This is a genomic window from Nocardia sp. NPDC005825 (assembly GCF_040630175.1).
Lineage (GTDB): Bacteria > Actinomycetota > Actinomycetes > Mycobacteriales > Mycobacteriaceae > Nocardia.
In genome coordinates this window covers 138,423-154,655 of the sequence record NZ_JBEXXC010000010.1, presented here as the reverse complement: position 1 = coordinate 154,655, position 16,233 = coordinate 138,423, and the positions used below count along the sequence as shown (strand labels likewise).

Below are 16,233 nucleotides of genomic sequence, written 5' to 3'. Positions count from 1 at the left end.
ATCGTTGTATTCGGTGAAACCCGTATTCAGCGTAACCGATCACCGGCGGGATGCGCCGGGGCAGGGTGTTCGGTATGGCCGCCGAAGGCCTTTCGCATGGCCGACAGGGATTTGTCGGCGTAGGCGGCTCGGCCTCGGGAGGCGAAGCGGGAGTGCAGGGCCGCGGTCAGGACGGGGGTGGGGATGGCGAGGTCCAGAGCGGTGTGGGCGGTCCAGCGGCCCTCACCGGAATCGGGGACCTGGCCGGTGAATTCGGTGAGGTCGGGGTCGGCGTGCAGGGTGGCGGTGGTGAGGTCGAGCAGCCAGGAGGTGATGACGCTGCCGCGCCGCCACACCTCGAGGATGGCGGGGACGTCGAAGTCGTAAGTGTCGTGATCGGCGGTCTCGGCATGGCGGAGAACGGCCATGCCCTCGGCGAGGGCGGCCATCTGGCCGTACTCGATGCCGTTGTGGATCATCTTCGCGAAATGGCCCGCGCCCGCCGGGCCGCAGTGCAGGTAGCCGTACTCGGCGGGGGTGGCCTCGCCGACGCGGCCCGGGGTGCGCGGGGCCGCGTCGAGGCCCGGGGCCAGGGCACGGAACACCGGGTCGAGGCGCTCGACCACGGCGGCGGGGCCGCCGATCATGAGGCAGAAGCCGCGGTCGAGGCCGGAGGTGCCGCCGCTGGTTCCGACGTCGAGGTAGTGGATACCGTGGTCGGACAGGGCGTGGGACCTGGTGACAGCGTCGCGGTAGAAGGAGTTGCCGCCGTCGATGAGGATGTCGCCGGGGTCGAGCGCAGGGGTCAGGTCGTCGATGACGTCGCCGGTCAGCTCGGCGGGCACCATGATCCAGATGACGCCCGGTTTGGGCAGCGCCGCAACGAGTTCGGTGAGTGTGCCCGCGCCCGCGATGCCGTCGGCGGCGAGGTCCGCGACGGCGGCCGGGTTGGGGTCGTAGACCGTGCAGGCGTGGCCCGCGCGGACCAGTCGGCGGGCCAGGCCGGAGCCCATGCGGCCCGCGCCGACCATTCCGATGTGCATGGAGGATCCTTCGATATCCGGGATCGGCTGTGGCTCAGCCGAGTTCGCGCAGGCGCGGGAGGAGGTCGGTGGCGAACTGCGTGAGGAAACGTTCCTGGTCGTGGCCGGGGCCGTGGAAGACGAGGTGGTTGAGGCCCGCGTCGAGGTACGGCTTGATGCCGGCGATCGCCTCGTCCGGGTCGGAGGCGACGATCCAGCGCTTGGCGACCTGCTCGATGGGGAGCTGGTCGGCGAGGGCTTCCATTTCGACCGCGGAGTCGACGCTGTGCTTCTGCTCGGGGGTCAGCGACAGCGGAGCCCAGAAACGCGTATTGGCCAGGGCCAGTTCGGGATCGCGGTCGTAGGAGAGTTTGATCTCGATCATCTTGTCGATGCTCGAGGGGTCACGCTGCGCGGCGGCCGCGCCCTCGGCGACGGCGGGCATGAGCTTGTCGTTGTAAAGCTCCATGCCCTTGCCGGAGGTGCAGATGAAGCCGTCGCCGGCGCGGCCCGCGTACTTGGCGACGACCGGGCCGCCCGCGGCGATGTACACGGGGACCGGCTGCTCGGGGCGGTCGTAGATATTGGCCTTCACGGTGGTGAAGTGCTCGCCCTCGAACGACACATCGGATTCGGTCCAAAGCTTGCGCATCAGGGTGACGGATTCACGCAGACGGGCGAAACGTTCCTTGAATTCCGGCCATTCGCGGCCGGACACGGCGATCTCGTTGAGCGCCTCACCGGTGCCGACACCCAGCATGACGCGACCATTGGACAGCAGCGACATGGTCGCGAAGGCCTGGGCGATGACGGCGGGGTTGTAGCGGAACGTCGGGGTGAGGACGCTGGTGCCGATCTGGACGCGGCTGGTGCGCTCGGTGACGGCCGACATCCACGACAGGGCGAACGGCGCGTGCCCGCCATTGTGCCGCCAGGGCAGGAAGTGGTCGGACACGACCACGCTGTCGAGGCCCAATTCCTCGGCGCGCACGGCGTATTCGACGAGGTCGCGGGGGCCGAACTGCTCGGCGGAGGCCTTGTAGCCGATCTTCAGGGTCATCGCTGTACCGCTTTCTCAGGGTGATCGGCCGCCTTGCGCAGGCGGCGGTAACGTTCGATGAGGGCATTGGTCGAACTGTCATGTGACAGTTCACAACCGGACTCGATGTCGTCGAAAATCCGGGTCGCGAGGATCTTTCCGAGTTCGACGCCCCACTGGTCGAACGAGTTGATGTTCCAGATCCATCCCTGCGTGAACACCTTGTGCTCGTAGAGGGCGACGAGCGCACCCAGCGAGTACGGGGTCAGCTCATCCAGCAGGAGGGTGCTGCTCGGCCGGTTGCCGGGAAACGCGCGGTGCTCCCCCGCGTCGTCGCTGCCGCGTCCGAAGGCGAGCGCCTGCGACTGGGCGAACAGGTTCGCCATCAACAGGTCGTGATGCCCGGTCAGATCATGCGCAGCGGTGAGGACGCCGATGAAATCACAAGGGACCGTGACGGTTCCCTGATGCAGCAGTTGGAAGAAGGCGTGCTGGCCATTGGTGCCGGGCTCACCCCAGATGATCGGCGCGGTGCCGACGCCGACCGGATTCCCGTCCCGATCGGCCGACTTGCCGTTGCTCTCCATCTCGAGCTGCTGCAGATACGCGGGCAGCCGCGCGAGCCGCTGATCGTAGGGCAGCACCGCGTGCGTCTGGGCGTCCCAGAAGTTGCGATACCAGATCCCGAGCAGTCCGAGCAGGACCGGCAGGTTGCGATGCGGTGGGGCGGTACGGAAGTGGACGTCCATCGAATGCGCGCCCGCGAGGAACGACCGGAACTGCTCGGCGCCGATCGCGATCATCACCGACAGGCCGATCGCCGAGCTCAGCGAGTAGCGTCCGCCGACCCAATCCCAGAACTCGAACATAGTGGCCGGATCGATGCCGAAGGACGAGACCTCGGCAGCGTTCACCGACACCGCGACGAAATGCTTGGCCACAGCGGCGGGATCGTCGAGCGCGTCGATCAGCCAATCGCGGGCGGCTCGCGCATTGGCGAGGGTCTCGACGGTGGTGAACGTCTTCGACGACACCACGAACAGCGTTGTCGCCGGGTCGAGATCGTGCAGCGCCCGGGTCAGGTCATGCCCGTCCACATTGGAGACGAATCGCGATTCCAGTGTGCCCGTGCCGTATTCGCGCAACGCCAGGCACGCCATCGCCGGTCCGAGATCCGAGCCCCCGATCCCGATATTGACCACAGCCTGAATCGGCTCGCCCGTCGCCCCACGCCACTCCCCCGACCGAACGGCCTGCGCGAAGCCCGCCATCCGCTCGAGGGTGCGCTGCACGGCGGGCACGACATCGACGCCGTCGACCTCCACCACCGCGTCCGCGGGCGCACGCAACGCCGTGTGCAGCACCGCGCGCCGCTCGGTGACATTGATCGGCGCACCGCTGAACATCGCCTCGACGCCCGCGGCCAGACCGCGTTCGGCGGCGAGTTCGACCAGCAGGTCGATGGTTTCACCGGTGACCAGATTCTTCGAATAGTCCAGCACGATCCCGTCGTGCTCGACGGTCATGGCCGGACCCCGATCGGGCGTCCGCCCGAACAGCTCCGAGATCCGCTCCCCCGCAAGCTCTTCGCGGTGCGCGGCCAGCCGCGCCCACGCCGGGGCGCCGGTCATCCCCGCACCGCGGCGCCACGGTCGGCCAGCGCCGATTCGACCCCGGCGATCAGCTCGCGCCACGCCTGCTGGAACTTGGCGATGCCCTCCCGTTCCAGCTTGGCGGAGATGTCGTTCATGTCGATGCCGAGCGCGTCGAGCTCCCCGAACACCCGGTGCGCGTCGTCGTAGCGGCCGGTGACCTGGTCGCCGGCCACCTTGCCGTGATCGATGACCGCCGCGAGGGTCGGCTCGGGCACGGTGTTCACGGTTCCGGGCGCGACCAGGTCCACCACGTACCGGGTGTCGTCGTAGGCGGGATCCTTCACCCCGGTCGACGCCCACAACGGCCGTTGCGGCCGTGCGCCCGCCGTGGCCAGTGCCGCCCAGCGCTCGCCCCGCAGCGTCTGCTCGAATGCCTCGTAGGCGAGCACCGCGTTCGCGATGGCGGCGCGGCCGCGCACCGCCATCGCCGCATCACTGCCCAGCGCGTCGAGCCGGCCATCGACCTCGGAGTCCACGCGCGAGATGAAGAACGAAGCGACAGAAGCGATCCCGGTGATGTCGTGCCCGTTCTCGCGGGCCAGTTCCAGCCCGGCCTGGAAGGCGTCGAGCACATCCCGATACCGCCCGAGCGAGAAGATGAGTGTCACGTTGACGCTGATCCCGCGCCCCAGGATGGCGGTGATCGCGGGCAGTCCGGCGGGCGTGGCCGGAACCTTGATCATCAGATTGGGGCGGTCGACCAGCCACGACAGCAGGATCGCTTCGCTCACCGTGCGCTCGGTGTCGTGCGCCCATGCCGGATCGACCTCGAGGGACACGTAGCCGTCGAGCCCGTCGGTCGCGGTGTGCACCGGCCGCAGCACGTCGCACGCGGCCCGCACGTCCCAGCTGGTGAGGATGCGCGCGGCGTCCGCGGTGCCCATACCGAGTTGCGCGAATTCACGCAGCTGTGTGCCGTACTGCTCGGACCCGCGCAAGGCGGCCTCGAAGATCGCCGGGTTGGTGGTCACGCCGGTGATGCCCCGGTCGACCCATTCGGCCAGTCCGCCGGATTCGATCCGGCCGCGGCTCAGGTCGTCCAGCCAGAGGGAGACGCCTTCTCGGGCGAGGAGCTGCAACGGATCACTCATTCGAATACCTCTGACACAGTCTGCGATTGCTCGTTTTCGAGCAGATGTTGCACGAAATCATGCAACCGGGACCGAACGCTGTCAATGTTTCGCGCAGGATCGCGTACCATCCGAGACGGCGACGATGGCTCGACAACCCTTCAGGAGGTCCGTTGCTCTCCAGCACCCGCCGGCGTCAGATCCTCGACAGGCTGACCACCGACGGCTACGTCGAGGCGAAGGAATTCGCCCGCGAGCTCGGAGTGGACACCTCGACCATCCGCCGTGACCTGGAAGCGCTCGAACGCGACGGCCAGATCCAGCGCACCCACGGCGGCGCGCGGCCCATCCCCGGCGTCACCTCGGATCTGCCGTACTCGGCGAAGAGAAACACACGGCTGCAGGAGAAGTCGGCCATCGCCCGGGTGGCCGCGGGCCTGGTCGCCGACGGCGACACGGTGATCCTCGACAGCGGCTCGACCACCTACGAGGTCGCGGTCGCGTTGAGCCGCCGCGAGAGTCTCACCGTCATCACCAATGACCTGCGCATCGCCGAGTACATCGCGGGCCTGCAACGCTTCCGGCTGCTGGTCGCCGGCGGCGAACTGCTCGGCTCGGTCTACACCCTCGCCGGTGACCGCACGGTCGAATTCCTGCGCGATTACGCGGCGGACTGGGCGTTCCTGGGCGCGGACGCGGTGGACGTGGACGCCGGGATCACCAATACCAACACCCTCGAGGTCCCGGTCAAGCGGGCGATGATCGCGACCGCGCGCTCCACCGCCGTGGTCGTCGACAGTTCCAAGTTCGGTCACCGCGCCCTGGCCCGGGTCGCCGGGCTCGACGAGATCCACACCCTCATCACCGATCACGGCCTCGACGAAGAGGCCGCGAAACCCTACGGCGACCACCTGATTCGGGCCGACGTCACGAAGCCGCCACGCCCCAAGCCCTGGCCGACCGTCGCCGCGGCGGCCTCCCTGGCCTCGCGCGGCACGACCGCCCGCGAGTCAGGCGAGGCGGCGGAGTAGTCCGGCGCGGCAGCTCACTTCGGCAGCGGGCTGTAGAAGACCAGGCCGTTGCCCTTGTTGTCGTAGACGACCGCGCGGCGTTCGTGCGCGTCGTTGTAGGGCGCGGTCACGATGCCGCCGCCGGCGGCCTCGATCGCCTTCGCGGCGGCGTCCACGTCGGCGGTCTTGATGCCGACGACCACCTGTCCGTGGATCGGGTGGTCGACGGCGGTGGCCAGCGCCAGCGTGATGGGCCCGCCGTCGATCGCCGCGAAATGCGCGCCGTCGCGGAACTTCAACGGCATGCCCAGAGTCTCGGTGTAGAAGCTGATCGACTCGTCGAGGTCATCGGTGGACAGGATGATCATCTTCACTTCGTGGTCGCTCACTGCTGCCTCCTGGTCGGTTCCGGGCGGATGCGCACCCGCCCCGGTCCCGTCCATGATGGTCGTTGCGCGCCACCGGAATAAGGCAGCGACACGACCTGTCCCACTCGCCGGGTCAGGCGGTGGCCACCCGGGCCGCGATGAGGGCGGCGAGTTCGGCGGGCCGCTCCTCGGGGATCCAATGGGTGGCGTCGAGGACCTCGTGCGCGAAGGGCGCGGCCACGTAGCCGGGGGTCAGCGCGGCGGACTTCGCGGCGATGAACGGGTCCCGGGTACTGGAGACATGGGTGGTGGGGGCGGTGATCCTCCGGGTGGTCTCGCGCGGGTCGACGAGCAGCATCGCGCGATACCAGTTGAGCGCGTAGGGCAGTGCCCCGGAGGCGATGACATCGCGGGCGAGCCGGTCGAATTGGTCCTCGTCCATGCCGGACAGGGCCAGCGCGCGCATCCGGCGCCCCGGATTGCCGGGCGCGTCGAGGGCCCGGAAGAGTCCGGTGATCACGGCCTCGGGCAGCCACGGCAGCTGGAACAGCACCATGTAGAAGGTGCGGAAGAACTGGGTGCTGCTCAGCATCGACCGCATGAAGGCCATCGGGTGAGCGACAGACACCGAGGTCAGTGTGCGGACCAGATGCGGATGGGTGGCGGCCGTGGACCACGCGACCGTGGAACCCCAATCGTGCCCGACCAGATGGACCGGTCCGGTCCCGAGCTCCCGGATCAGCGCCGCGACATCGGAGACCAGGGCACTCACCCGGTAGGACGAGCGACCGCGCGGCCGGGCCCGGGGCGAATAGCCGCGCTGTGTCGGCGCGATGGTGCGGTAGCCGCGCTCGTGCAGGTGCGGAGTCAGCCGCGTCCACTGGGCGGCGGTCTGCGGGAACCCGTGCAACAGCACGATGGGGGTGCCGTCGAGGGGACCCTCGTCGACGACGTCGAAAGTGAGGCCGTCGTTGGTGAAGGTCGTCAGTCGCGTGGTCATGCGTTCCCCCGAGCAGGTGAATGAAGGGCTACCGATTCCGCACGGTACGCGAACAGGTCTGTCTCGGAGCCGAAAGCTGTTCGCCGACAAGACTGCCGAATGATAACTACGCCACAGAATCACGTCAGTCGTCATGCGTATGACACATGAATCGTTTATGTTTCACATGCGAAACGCCCACGGGGACATGACATTCCGGCAACCGACAGGTTGCTGGCCGCCCGGAACCATCCCACCCGGAATTAATTAAGATGAAACATTCCCTTTCAATTTCCCAATTCGAATCATGCCCGGTAGTGTGCCCCCGTCGCATCTGCGATTGCGAAACCCCTGTTCTGGCAATGGAGTTCGAGTGCTGGAAATTCACCACTTCAGCTATGGATGGATCACCCCCGTCCTGGCCTACATCATGTCCGTCACCGGATCGCTGCTCGGTCTGCGGTGTACGGCGCGTGCCCGGTCGGGGGACGGACGTGGCGGCTGGCTCGTCTCGGCGGCGATCGCCATCGGCGGCACCGGCATCTGGGTCATGCACTTCATCGCGATGCTCGGCTTCTCCATTCGCGGCGCCGTGATCCGCTACGACGTACCGCTCACCCTGCTCAGCGCCGTGATCTCGATCCTGGTCGTGTGGGCCGGGCTGTTCGTGGTGGCACGCGAGCCGTTCGGCCGCTACTCGCTGTTCGCGGGCGGCGCGGTCACCGGACTGGGCGTCGGCGCGATGCACTATTCGGGCATGTACGCCATGAATTCGGACGCCATGATCGGCTACGACGTCTGGATCGTCACCCTGTCGATGGTGATCGCGGTGGTCGCGGCGACCGTCGCGCTGTGGTTCACCCTGGTCATCACCGGCATCTGGGCGACCATCGGCGCCGCCCTGATCATGGGTGTCGCGGTGTGCGGCATGCACTACACCGGCATGGCGTCGATGAACGCGCACCACATGGACAACGCCCAGACCCCGCACGGCGCGGGCGCGATGGAACTGCTCGCCCCGCTGATGATCAGCGTCAGCATGGTGACGCTGGTGCTGCTCATCCACGTCGGGCTCACCGAGGTGGACGAGCGGTCGATGATGCCCGGTCCCGCGCGGCCCATGCCGGAAAGCCGGCCCGCCCCGGAACAGCGGCCCGGCTGGTCGTTGCAGGCCACCTCACCCGCCGCCGCGCGCGGTTCGGGCCAGGACGAACCCGTCCCGCACGACTACCGGACGGCGGGGCTGTATCCGCCCGCCGCCGATTATCAGGCGCCCGGTCGCCACGAGCTGGCCGTGCCCGGCGACTGGCATTCGGACCGCTACCGCGCCGGCTGAGCCGCCCGGCCGGGCAGGCTGAGAACCACCTGCCCGGCAGCCTGAGAATCACGGTTCACGTTCGCTGAGAATCGGTCTGCGGTGTTCGACTTTCGGGCGCATCCACAGCAAACTGAGGGCCGTGGACCACCATCAGCTGGAGTTGATCTTCGCGGTCCTGTTCGCGACGATCCTCGCGCAGCCGCTCGGACGACGGCTGGGCCAGGCCCCGGCGGTCCTGATGACCGCCTTCGGCGTGGTGCTCGCGCTCATCCCGCAGGTCCCCAATATCCAGATCGAACCGAAACTGATTCTGCCGCTGGTGCTTCCGCCGCTGCTGTACGCGGCCGCACGACGCACCTCCTGGCGGCAGTTCGCCGAGAACTGGGTGGCCATCGGCCTGCGCGCCGTCGTGCTGGTCATCGTCACCACCGCGGCCGTGGCCTGGGCCTTCCACCTCTGGTATCCGGCGATCCCGATCGGCGCGGCGGTCGCGCTGGGCGCGCTGGTGGCCCCACCGGATCCGGTGGCGGTGTCGGCATTGGCCGGGCGGCTCGGCCTGCCCCGGCGACTGGTCGCGGTGCTCGAGGGCGAGGGCCTGTTCAACGACGTGACCGCGATCGTGCTGTACACGGTCGCCGTGCAGGCGGTGGTGTCGGGCGCGTTCTCGGCCTGGGGCGCGCTGCTCGACTTCGGGCTCTCGGCGCTGGTTGGGGCCGCGGTCGGACTGCTGTTCGGCTGGGCCGGAAGCACACTCATGCAGCGCCTCGACGAGGCCCCGTGGCGGGTGGCGCTGGGCCTGCTGCTGCCGTTCGCGGCCTACGGGTTCTCCGAATCGCGCGGCGGGTCCGCGGTGCTGGCGGTGCTGGTGTGCTCGATGTATCTCACCGACGCCGCCACCGATTTCGGCGACAGCGACTACCGGCTGGTCGGCGACTCCTTCTGGGAGATCACCGAAATGCTGGTCACCGGTTTCGCTTTCGGCCTGATCGGGCTGGAGCTGGCCACGGTGCTGCGCGACGCCGGCCCGGACTGGCCGCGTTTCCTCGGCGGGGCCGCGGTCGTCATCGCGGTGGTGGTGGGCCTGCGCCTGATCTGGCTGCTGATCACCACCGCCATCTTCCGATCCTGGTGGCGCACCCGCGAACGCGACGAGCCCTACAACTGGCGCGAGGCCGTGGTGACCTGGTGGGCGGGTATGCGCGGGGTGGCCACCGTCGCTCTGGCCCTGGCCATTCCGTTCACCACCGACGCCGGGAAGCCGTTCCCAGGCCGCACCGAGATCCTGTTCACCGCGTTCGCGGTCGTACTGTTCACCCTGCTGCTCCAGGGCCCGACCCTGCCCGCGGTGGTGCGCGCGACCGGCGTGCGCGCCGATACCGGCGCGGAACGCGTCATCGAACGGGAACTGTGGACCCGCGTGCTGCGGGCGGAACTCGCTCGGCTCGAGGAGATCTCGGAGACCGAGCACCTGCCCGAGGAGGTCTACGACCGGCTGCGCGGCACCTTCGAACGGCGCCTCGCCCACGCCGATCCCGAGGCCGCCGACGACAACGCCCGCATGGCCACCGACCGCGCCCTGGCCTTCACCACAAAGATGCGCGCGATCACCAGCGACGTGCTCGAGGCGGGCCGGGCCGAAGCCCTCGCCGCCCGCCGCGAACCCGGCGTCCCCCCGGACGTGGTCGACCGCGTGATGCGCCGACTGGACCTGCGCGGCGCGGCGAACTGATCACGCCGTCCGCACAGCGGGCCGGGCGGTCGAATCCGCCCGGCCCGCGCGCACGTCGTGCTGCCGCCTAGTTCTTCTCGAGCGCGGCGGCGGCCTCCTTCTGCAGATCGGCGTAGGACTCCTTGCCGGTGTCGATGGTGACGCTCTTGATGGTGCCCCCGGTGAAGGTGCCCGGTGTCCGGTACTGCTGTGAGACGGCGTCGCCGCTGTCGTAACCGACGCACAAGCCATCGCCGGCGAGGGTGAACTTGCCGACCTGAGAGCGCATCGGCCCCTTGTTGACGGGGTTGCCGTCGAGATACAGCGTTGTGGTGCCCAGGGATTCGCCGTGCTCGCCGCTCTTCTCCCGGGTGAACTCCATGCCGAGGGTGTGCTTGCCGGGGGTGAGCGGAGTGGAGGAGACGAAGTCCTGTTCGGGTTGGATGCCGAGGAAGTTGTAGACGTAGTGCAGGGTGCCGTCCTTGACGAACAGGGTGTGCCCGCCGAACCGGGAGCCGTGGGCGAAGATCACGCCCTGAGCGTCGGGGCCGAGGTCGACATCGGCCACCATCTTGTAGGACTTGCCGCGGATATTGACCGCGACGCCTTCGGGAACCGGGGCGGCGTCCGGGTAGTAGACGTAGCGGTCTCGTGGCGGTTCGGCCTGCGGGCGCTCGATGCCGAGGAGCTCGGCGGCGGTGCGGTCGTCGAGCGGCAGTACGTAGTTGTTCTTGGCCTCGGTGTTCCAGGTATCGATCAGCTCTTTGAGCTTGTCCGGGTTTTGATCGGCGAGGTTCTTGGATTCGGAGCGGTCCTCGTCGACGTGGTACAGCTCCCACTTGTCCTGGTCGAAGTGGCCCTTGTCGCTGATCGCCGCGTGCAGGGCCGAGGCCTTCCAACCGTTCTCCCAGATGCCGCGGGTGCCGAGCATGGCGTAGTACTGGCGTTCCTTCTTGGTGGGCGCGTCGGCGTCGTCGAAGCTGTATCGCATCGACACGCCGTTGATCGGATACTGCTCGACCCCGTTGAACTCCTTGGGCATCGACACCCCGGTCACGTCGAGAATGGTCGGCACGATGTCGGTGCTGTGGTGGTACTGGTGGCGGATCTGGCCCTTGGCCTTGATGCCCTTGGGCCAGGAGATGATCATCGGATCGCAGGTGCCGCCGGAGAACTGTGAGTAGCGCTTGAACATCTGGAACGGCGTCGAGAACGCCGCCGCCCAACCGGTCGGATAGTGGTTGTAGGTGGCGGGCGTGCCGAGCTGGTCGATGTACTGCATGTTCTCGGCCAGGTCGTCGGGGTAGCCGTTAAAGAACTTGTTCTCGTTGACCGACCCGTTCGGGGAGCCCTCACCGGAAGCGCCGTTGTCGGCGCAGTACATGATGACCGTATTGTCCAGCTGCCCGGTCTGTTCCAGGAACTCGATGATCCGGCCGACCTGCGCGTCGGTGTACTCGGAGAAGCCCGCGAACACCTCGGCCATCCGGGAGAACAGCCGCTTCTCATCGGGGTTGAGCGAATCCCACGGCCGCACCGCATCCGCGTCCAGCGCAACATCTTTCGGCAGCGGGTTGAGCGGGGTCAGCTCGGTGCCCTTGGGCATGATCCCCTTGTCGATCATCCGGCCCAGCACCCAGGTCCGGTAGGCCTCGTAGCCGTCGTCGAACTTGCCTCGGTACTTCTCGGCGTATTCGGTGGGACTGTGGTGCGGCGCGTGATTGGCGCCGGGGCAGAACCACATGTACCAGGGCTTGGACGGATTGGTCGAGCGTTGATCACGCAGCATCTTGATGGCGTTGTCGGCCAGATCCTTCGACAGGTGGTAGCCCTGCTCCGGACTGTAGGGCTGTTCGATGAACTGGTTGTCCGACACCAGGTCCGGATACCACTGATTGGTCTCGCCACCGAGAAAGCCGTAGAACCGGTCGAACCCCAACTGCACCGGCCACTCGGACTTGCTGCCGCCGCTCGAGACATCCTCCTCGGGGACGTTGTGGTCCTTGCCGACCCAGAAGGTGCTGTAGCCGTTGGACTGCAGCACCTGCCCGATGGTCATGCACTGCGCCGGCAGCCGGCACGCGGAGCCGGGAAACCCGTTGGCGCCCTCGGTGATCGTCGCGAATCGGTTCACGTGATGATTGCGGCCGGTCAGCATGGTGGACCGGGTCGGCGAGCACAGGGCGGTGGTGTGCCACTGGGTGTAGATGAGACCATTGTCGGCCAGCTTCTGCAGCGTGGGCATATTGATGCGGCCGCCGTAGGGCGACCACGAGGCCAGGCCGGTGTCGTCGAAGAGGATCACCAGGACGTTCGGCGCGCCCTCGGGCGCCTTCTTCACCTCGAACGGCTTCCAGTCCGGCTTGGAATCACGAACGTCCAGTTCGATCTTGCCGTCGAACCCCTCGTTGATCCCGGTCCCGTATCCGGGCGGGCCGTCCTTGCTGTCCTTGCTGCACGCGGCGGCGAGCGGGACGGCGGCCGCGGCGGCGGCGAAGCCGCCGAGCATCGACCGTCGCGACAGCCTGCCCCGTACCGACCGGGCCTCGAGCTGCGGATTATCCGGAATCGAATCCTCATTATCAGACGGGGTCATACATGCAGATTAAGGATTCGATCGGACAGTTACCAGAGATTAGCCACGTAGTGTGGATAGTGTCGCCAGAACGATAGTCAAGCAGCTCTAACTCGTGTGCTCTGCCAGATCAGAGCGATAGCTGATCCTTCTCCATAAACACCTCAGAGGGCCAACACCGGCCAGTGCCGATACGCGGCCGGCACATTACGCGCCGAAGTTCACCAGTACGGCCACGAATTCCCGCAGAAACGATTTCCGTGTCAGCAATCGCGTGGTGCGCGCGCCGGTGACCGCCGTCCGCAATCCCAGCCCCCGCGCCAGCCGCTCGGTCCGCAGGACATGAAAATCACTGGTGACCACCGTGATCGGCGTCGCGCGGGCATCGATGCCGATATCGCGCAACTCCTCCGCGGTGAACCGCAGATTCTCCTCGGTATTGCGGGAGCGCACCTCCGCGATGAGGTTCGCGGCCGGAATCCCTTGCGCCACCAGATAATCGGCCATCGCGGTGGCCTCGGCCACGGAATCGCGACCGCTCTGCCCGCCGGACACGACGACGAGCGGGCCGCGCCCCGGTTCGGCGCGGATCACCTCGAGCGCACGGTCCAGCCGTCTGGACAGCATCGGCGAGACCCGGTCGCCGCGCAGTCGGCAGCCGAGCACGACGACCACGTCCGCGCCCGGGCTCGGCGCGCGTCGAGCCCGGCCGAGGGTGTATCCGGTGAAACCGAGGAATGGCATGAGCACAGCGGCCCCCGCCCACAGCATGACGCCCCGCCACATCCGCACCCGGTCGCACCTCCCTGACAACGGTTCCAGCATCGACGTTCACACACGGCGGCTCGGCCGAACGCCCGCGCACCGTTTCGACGGTAGTCGCCCGCCGCCACCGCGCCGGGCCGACCTCGGGGGAACACAGCTCGATCGCCCCGGTCCGGTGTGGATGCGGGTCGCGGCGATACACTGACGGGCCCCTGACCTCGGGTTAGCATGGCGCAATGGCATTGGGCACCTATCAGCCGCCCTGGCTGCGAACCGTCGACCTCGGTGAGCAGCTCCGCGCAGTCGCCACGTGGTGGCGGCAGCCGCATCGGCTGCGGCGCGGGATCCAGGCCTATCGCGACCTGCTCGCGGTCACTCCCGCCTGCATCGCCTATGCGTTCACCTTGTTCATCACGTGGTGGACGTTGCGCGGGGCCAGTGACATCGTGGGCCGGCGGCTGATCTTCTCCGCCTCCACGAATCTGCGCAATATGCAGCGGGATCCGATCCAGGTGCTGGTGGCCTCCGCGTTCTGGACCGACGGCGGCTTCCCGTGGGGCGAGATCGTCATCCTGATCACCCTGATGGCGCTGGCCGAGCGTTGGCTGGGGTCGCTGCGCTGGATCGTGGTGGTGGCCGTCGGGCATGTCGGGGCGACGCTGATCACGGTGCTCGGGATCGCGCACAAGCTGGACAAGCAGCTGATCCCGACCCGGGTGGCGTTCGCCTCGGATGTCGGCCCCAGTTACGGCATCTCGGCGATGCTGGCCGTGCTGGCCTTCCGGTTGCGCGGTCCGGCCCGCTGGGTGTGGGCCCTGGCCATGCTGGTCTGGTACGGGTACGGGGTGTGGCACGGGCGCACGTTCACCGACTACGGCCATTTCTTCGCGCTGCTCATCGGTTTCGCGGTGGGCGCGATCGCGGTGGCGCTCTCGCACCGGCTGATCGCGGTCCGCGCGCGCAAGGCGGCGAAGCGGAATCCGGCTGTCGTCGATGCGGCCGGACCGACCGATGCGGCCGGAAACAGCACGAATTCAGCTGGGGACCGGGTCGATCCGCCCGCGGTCGCGCTGGACCAGCCGGATGGCGGGCTCGACGACGCGGGCCGCGATCGGGCCGAGCACGGCCATCATTAGCACGTAGGCCGACGCCAGCGCCGCCAGCCGCGGATCCACCCCGCCCACCGAAACCGCCAGCCCGGCAATGACGATGGAGAACTCGCCGCGCGCCACCAGGGCCGCGCCCGCTCGCGCCCGGCCCATCCGCCGGATCCCCTGCCGGGAGGCCGCCCACCACCCGGTGGCGATCTTGGTCAGTGCGGTCACGATCGCCAGCAGCACCGCCCAGCCCAGCACCGGCGGAATCGCGGTGGGATCGGTATTGAGCCCGAACGCCACGAAGAAGATGGCCGCGAACAGATCGCGCAGCGGTTCCAGGAGTTTGGCCGCCTCCTGCGCGGTCGATCCGGAGATGGCGATGCCGAGCAGGAACGCCCCGACCGCCGCCGACACCTTCAATGCCGAGGCCGCGCCCGCCACCAGCAGCGCCGCGCCGAGCAGCTTGAGCAGGAACACTTCCCGGTCGTTGCTGTCCACGATGGCCGACACATACCGGCCGTAGCGCAGCGCCACGATGAGCACCACGGTGATCGCCACCAGCGCGATGGCCAGCGACCGCAGCCCGCTGGCGAAGCTCAGACCGGCCAGCATCATGGTGAGGATCGGCAGATAGACCGCCATGGCCAGATCCTCGAACACCAGGATGGACAACACCACCGGCGTCTCGCGGTTACCGAGGCGCCCGAGGTCGTTGAGCACCTTGGCGACGATGCCGGACGAGGAGATGTAGGTGACGCCGCCCATGGTGACCGCGCCGACCGGACCCCATCCGAGCATGAGCGCCACCACCACGCCGGGCGTGGCATTGGCGACGATGTCGAGCAGACCGGCCAGCCAGGAGCGACGCAGCCCGGTCACCAATTCGGCGGCGGTGTACTCCAATCCGAGCAGCAACAGCAGCAGCACCACGCCGATCTCGCCGGCCATGTGACCGAATTCGGTGGCGGCCTTCATCTTCACGATGCCGCCCTGGCCGAAGGCCAGACCGCCCAGCAGATAGAGGGGAATCGGCGACATGCCGAAGCGGGCGGCCAGGCGGCCCAGCATGCCGAGCGCGAACAAGATCGCGCCGAGTTCGAACAAGGCTAGGCCGGTCGAGTCCACCGGGCTCAGCCGTCGGCCAGGATGCGAGCGGCCGCGTCCAGCCCGTGCGGGGTGCCGACCACGACCAGGATGTCCCCGGAATCGAGCACCTGATCCGGACCCGGCGACGGCTGCACCTGCCCGGCCCGCATGATCGCGACGATGGACGCCTTGGTGCGGGTCCGCATGCCGGTCTCACCCAGCATGCGCCCGCGGTACGGCGAGCTCCCGCTGATGCTGAGCTGGCGGGTGGTGATCCCGGGTAGGTCGGAGTGTTCCTCCCGCAGCTGCTGCACCAGCTGCGGCGCGCCCAGCAGATTGGCCAGCACCGCGGCCTCGTCCGGGGTCAGCGGCACCTGCGCGATGCAGGCGTCCGGGTCGTCGCGCTGGGACACGATCAGGTCGATTCCACCGTCCCGGTGTGCGACGACTCCGATTCGCCGACCCGATCTGACTTCGAAGTCCTTGCGGACACCGATACCGGGCAGGGCAGTCACATCGACGTTCACGCGTCCAGATTAGGACAAGCCGCGCGAAACGCGGG

General features: G+C 68.0%; 14 protein-coding genes. 4 read left to right on the top strand and 10 right to left on the bottom strand.

Translation table 11 applies throughout. The features are described from left to right. Positions 1 to 26: 26 nt before the first annotated feature. Genes gnd through tal form a run of 4 tightly spaced genes read right to left on the bottom strand, consistent with a single transcriptional unit; the run spans position 27 to position 4,786 of the window. Positions 27 to 1,022, bottom strand: a complete 996-nt coding sequence (gene gnd, locus ABZ382_RS25845) for a phosphogluconate dehydrogenase (NAD(+)-dependent, decarboxylating) (RefSeq protein ID WP_357093651.1) — start codon at positions 1,020 to 1,022, stop codon at positions 27 to 29. 34 nt (positions 1,023 to 1,056) lie between these two features. Next, positions 1,057 to 2,061 (bottom strand): glucose-6-phosphate dehydrogenase (coenzyme-F420), encoded by a 1,005-nt coding sequence (gene fgd / locus ABZ382_RS25840; protein WP_357093649.1) that lies wholly within the window; start codon positions 2,059 to 2,061, stop codon positions 1,057 to 1,059. Continuing rightward, positions 2,058 to 3,671, bottom strand: a complete 1,614-nt coding sequence (gene pgi / locus ABZ382_RS25835) for a glucose-6-phosphate isomerase (RefSeq protein ID WP_357093646.1) — start codon at positions 3,669 to 3,671, stop codon at positions 2,058 to 2,060. Before pgi ends, fgd begins: the two co-directional genes overlap by 4 nt. After that, entirely contained in the window at positions 3,668 to 4,786 is a 1,119-nt protein-coding gene (gene tal / locus ABZ382_RS25830; protein ID WP_357093643.1) for a transaldolase, read from the bottom strand. The genes pgi and tal overlap by 4 nt, the downstream gene beginning before the upstream one ends. Positions 4,787 to 4,938: 152 nt before the next feature. Here tal and ABZ382_RS25825 point away from each other — a divergent pair, with 152 nt between their 5' ends. Beyond that, positions 4,939 to 5,796 carry a DeoR/GlpR family DNA-binding transcription regulator gene (locus ABZ382_RS25825; RefSeq protein ID WP_357093640.1) on the top strand — a complete coding sequence of 286 codons (858 nt, stop codon included), beginning with the start codon at positions 4,939 to 4,941 and terminating at the stop codon, positions 5,794 to 5,796. Between the two features lie 14 nt (positions 5,797 to 5,810). Here the strand turns inward: ABZ382_RS25825 and ABZ382_RS25820 are convergent, their stop codons facing one another. After that, positions 5,811 to 6,164: a VOC family protein gene (locus ABZ382_RS25820; protein WP_357093637.1), complete on the bottom strand. Its 354-nt coding sequence runs from the start codon at positions 6,162 to 6,164 to the stop codon at positions 5,811 to 5,813. A 112-nt stretch (positions 6,165 to 6,276) separates the two neighbouring features. Next, entirely contained in the window at positions 6,277 to 7,143 is an 867-nt protein-coding gene (locus ABZ382_RS25815; protein ID WP_357093634.1) for an alpha/beta fold hydrolase, read from the bottom strand. Positions 7,144 to 7,495: 352 nt separating this feature from the next. On the opposite strand from ABZ382_RS25815, the gene ABZ382_RS25810 reads away from it, so the two are divergent. Both ABZ382_RS25810 and ABZ382_RS25805 read left to right on the top strand, forming a co-directional pair. Continuing rightward, positions 7,496 to 8,458 carry an MHYT domain-containing protein gene (locus tag ABZ382_RS25810; protein ID WP_357093631.1) on the top strand — a complete coding sequence of 321 codons (963 nt, stop codon included), beginning with the start codon at positions 7,496 to 7,498 and terminating at the stop codon, positions 8,456 to 8,458. Between the two features lie 121 nt (positions 8,459 to 8,579). Then, complete coding sequence (locus tag ABZ382_RS25805; RefSeq protein ID WP_357093628.1) at positions 8,580 to 10,169, top strand: Na+/H+ antiporter; 1,590 nt, start codon at positions 8,580 to 8,582, stop codon at positions 10,167 to 10,169. 67 nt (positions 10,170 to 10,236) lie between these two features. On the opposite strand, the gene ABZ382_RS25800 is transcribed toward ABZ382_RS25805, so the two are convergent. Beyond that, positions 10,237 to 12,744, bottom strand: coding sequence for an arylsulfatase (locus tag ABZ382_RS25800; protein WP_357093625.1), 2,508 nt, complete (start codon positions 12,742 to 12,744; stop codon positions 10,237 to 10,239). A gap of 186 nt (positions 12,745 to 12,930) precedes the next feature. Further along, positions 12,931 to 13,509, bottom strand: coding sequence for a YdcF family protein (locus ABZ382_RS25795; protein WP_357094094.1), 579 nt, complete (start codon positions 13,507 to 13,509; stop codon positions 12,931 to 12,933). A gap of 215 nt (positions 13,510 to 13,724) precedes the next feature. Here ABZ382_RS25795 and ABZ382_RS25790 point away from each other — a divergent pair, with 215 nt between their 5' ends. Beyond that, entirely contained in the window at positions 13,725 to 14,624 is a 900-nt protein-coding gene (locus tag ABZ382_RS25790) for a rhomboid-like protein (RefSeq protein WP_357093622.1), read from the top strand. Here ABZ382_RS25790 and ABZ382_RS25785 read toward each other — a convergent pair. Together ABZ382_RS25785 and ABZ382_RS25780 are read right to left on the bottom strand one after the other, a co-directional pair. Next, entirely contained in the window at positions 14,523 to 15,710 is a 1,188-nt protein-coding gene (locus ABZ382_RS25785; RefSeq protein WP_357093620.1) for a cation:proton antiporter, read from the bottom strand. The two genes, ABZ382_RS25790 and ABZ382_RS25785, sit on opposite strands and share 102 nt — an antisense overlap. 5 nt (positions 15,711 to 15,715) lie before the next feature. Continuing rightward, entirely contained in the window at positions 15,716 to 16,198 is a 483-nt protein-coding gene (locus ABZ382_RS25780) for a cation:proton antiporter regulatory subunit (protein ID WP_357093617.1), read from the bottom strand. Positions 16,199 to 16,233 lie beyond the last annotated feature (35 nt).

Coding starts and splice junctions, on each gene's coding strand:
- gnd (WP_357093651.1), bottom strand. CDS start 1,022: ATGCACATCGGAATGGTCGGCGCGGGCCGCATGGGCTCCGGCCTGGCC.
- fgd (WP_357093649.1), bottom strand. CDS start 2,061: ATGACCCTGAAGATCGGCTACAAGGCCTCCGCCGAGCAGTTCGGCCCC.
- pgi (WP_357093646.1), bottom strand. CDS start 3,671: ATGACCGGCGCCCCGGCGTGGGCGCGGCTGGCCGCGCACCGCGAAGAG.
- tal (WP_357093643.1), bottom strand. CDS start 4,786: ATGAGTGATCCGTTGCAGCTCCTCGCCCGAGAAGGCGTCTCCCTCTGG.
- ABZ382_RS25815 (WP_357093634.1), bottom strand. CDS start 7,143: ATGACCACGCGACTGACGACCTTCACCAACGACGGCCTCACTTTCGAC.
- ABZ382_RS25800 (WP_357093625.1), bottom strand. CDS start 12,744: ATGACCCCGTCTGATAATGAGGATTCGATTCCGGATAATCCGCAGCTC.
- ABZ382_RS25795 (WP_357094094.1), bottom strand. CDS start 13,509: ATGTGGCGGGGCGTCATGCTGTGGGCGGGGGCCGCTGTGCTCATGCCA.
- ABZ382_RS25790 (WP_357093622.1), top strand. CDS start 13,725: ATGGCATTGGGCACCTATCAGCCGCCCTGGCTGCGAACCGTCGACCTC.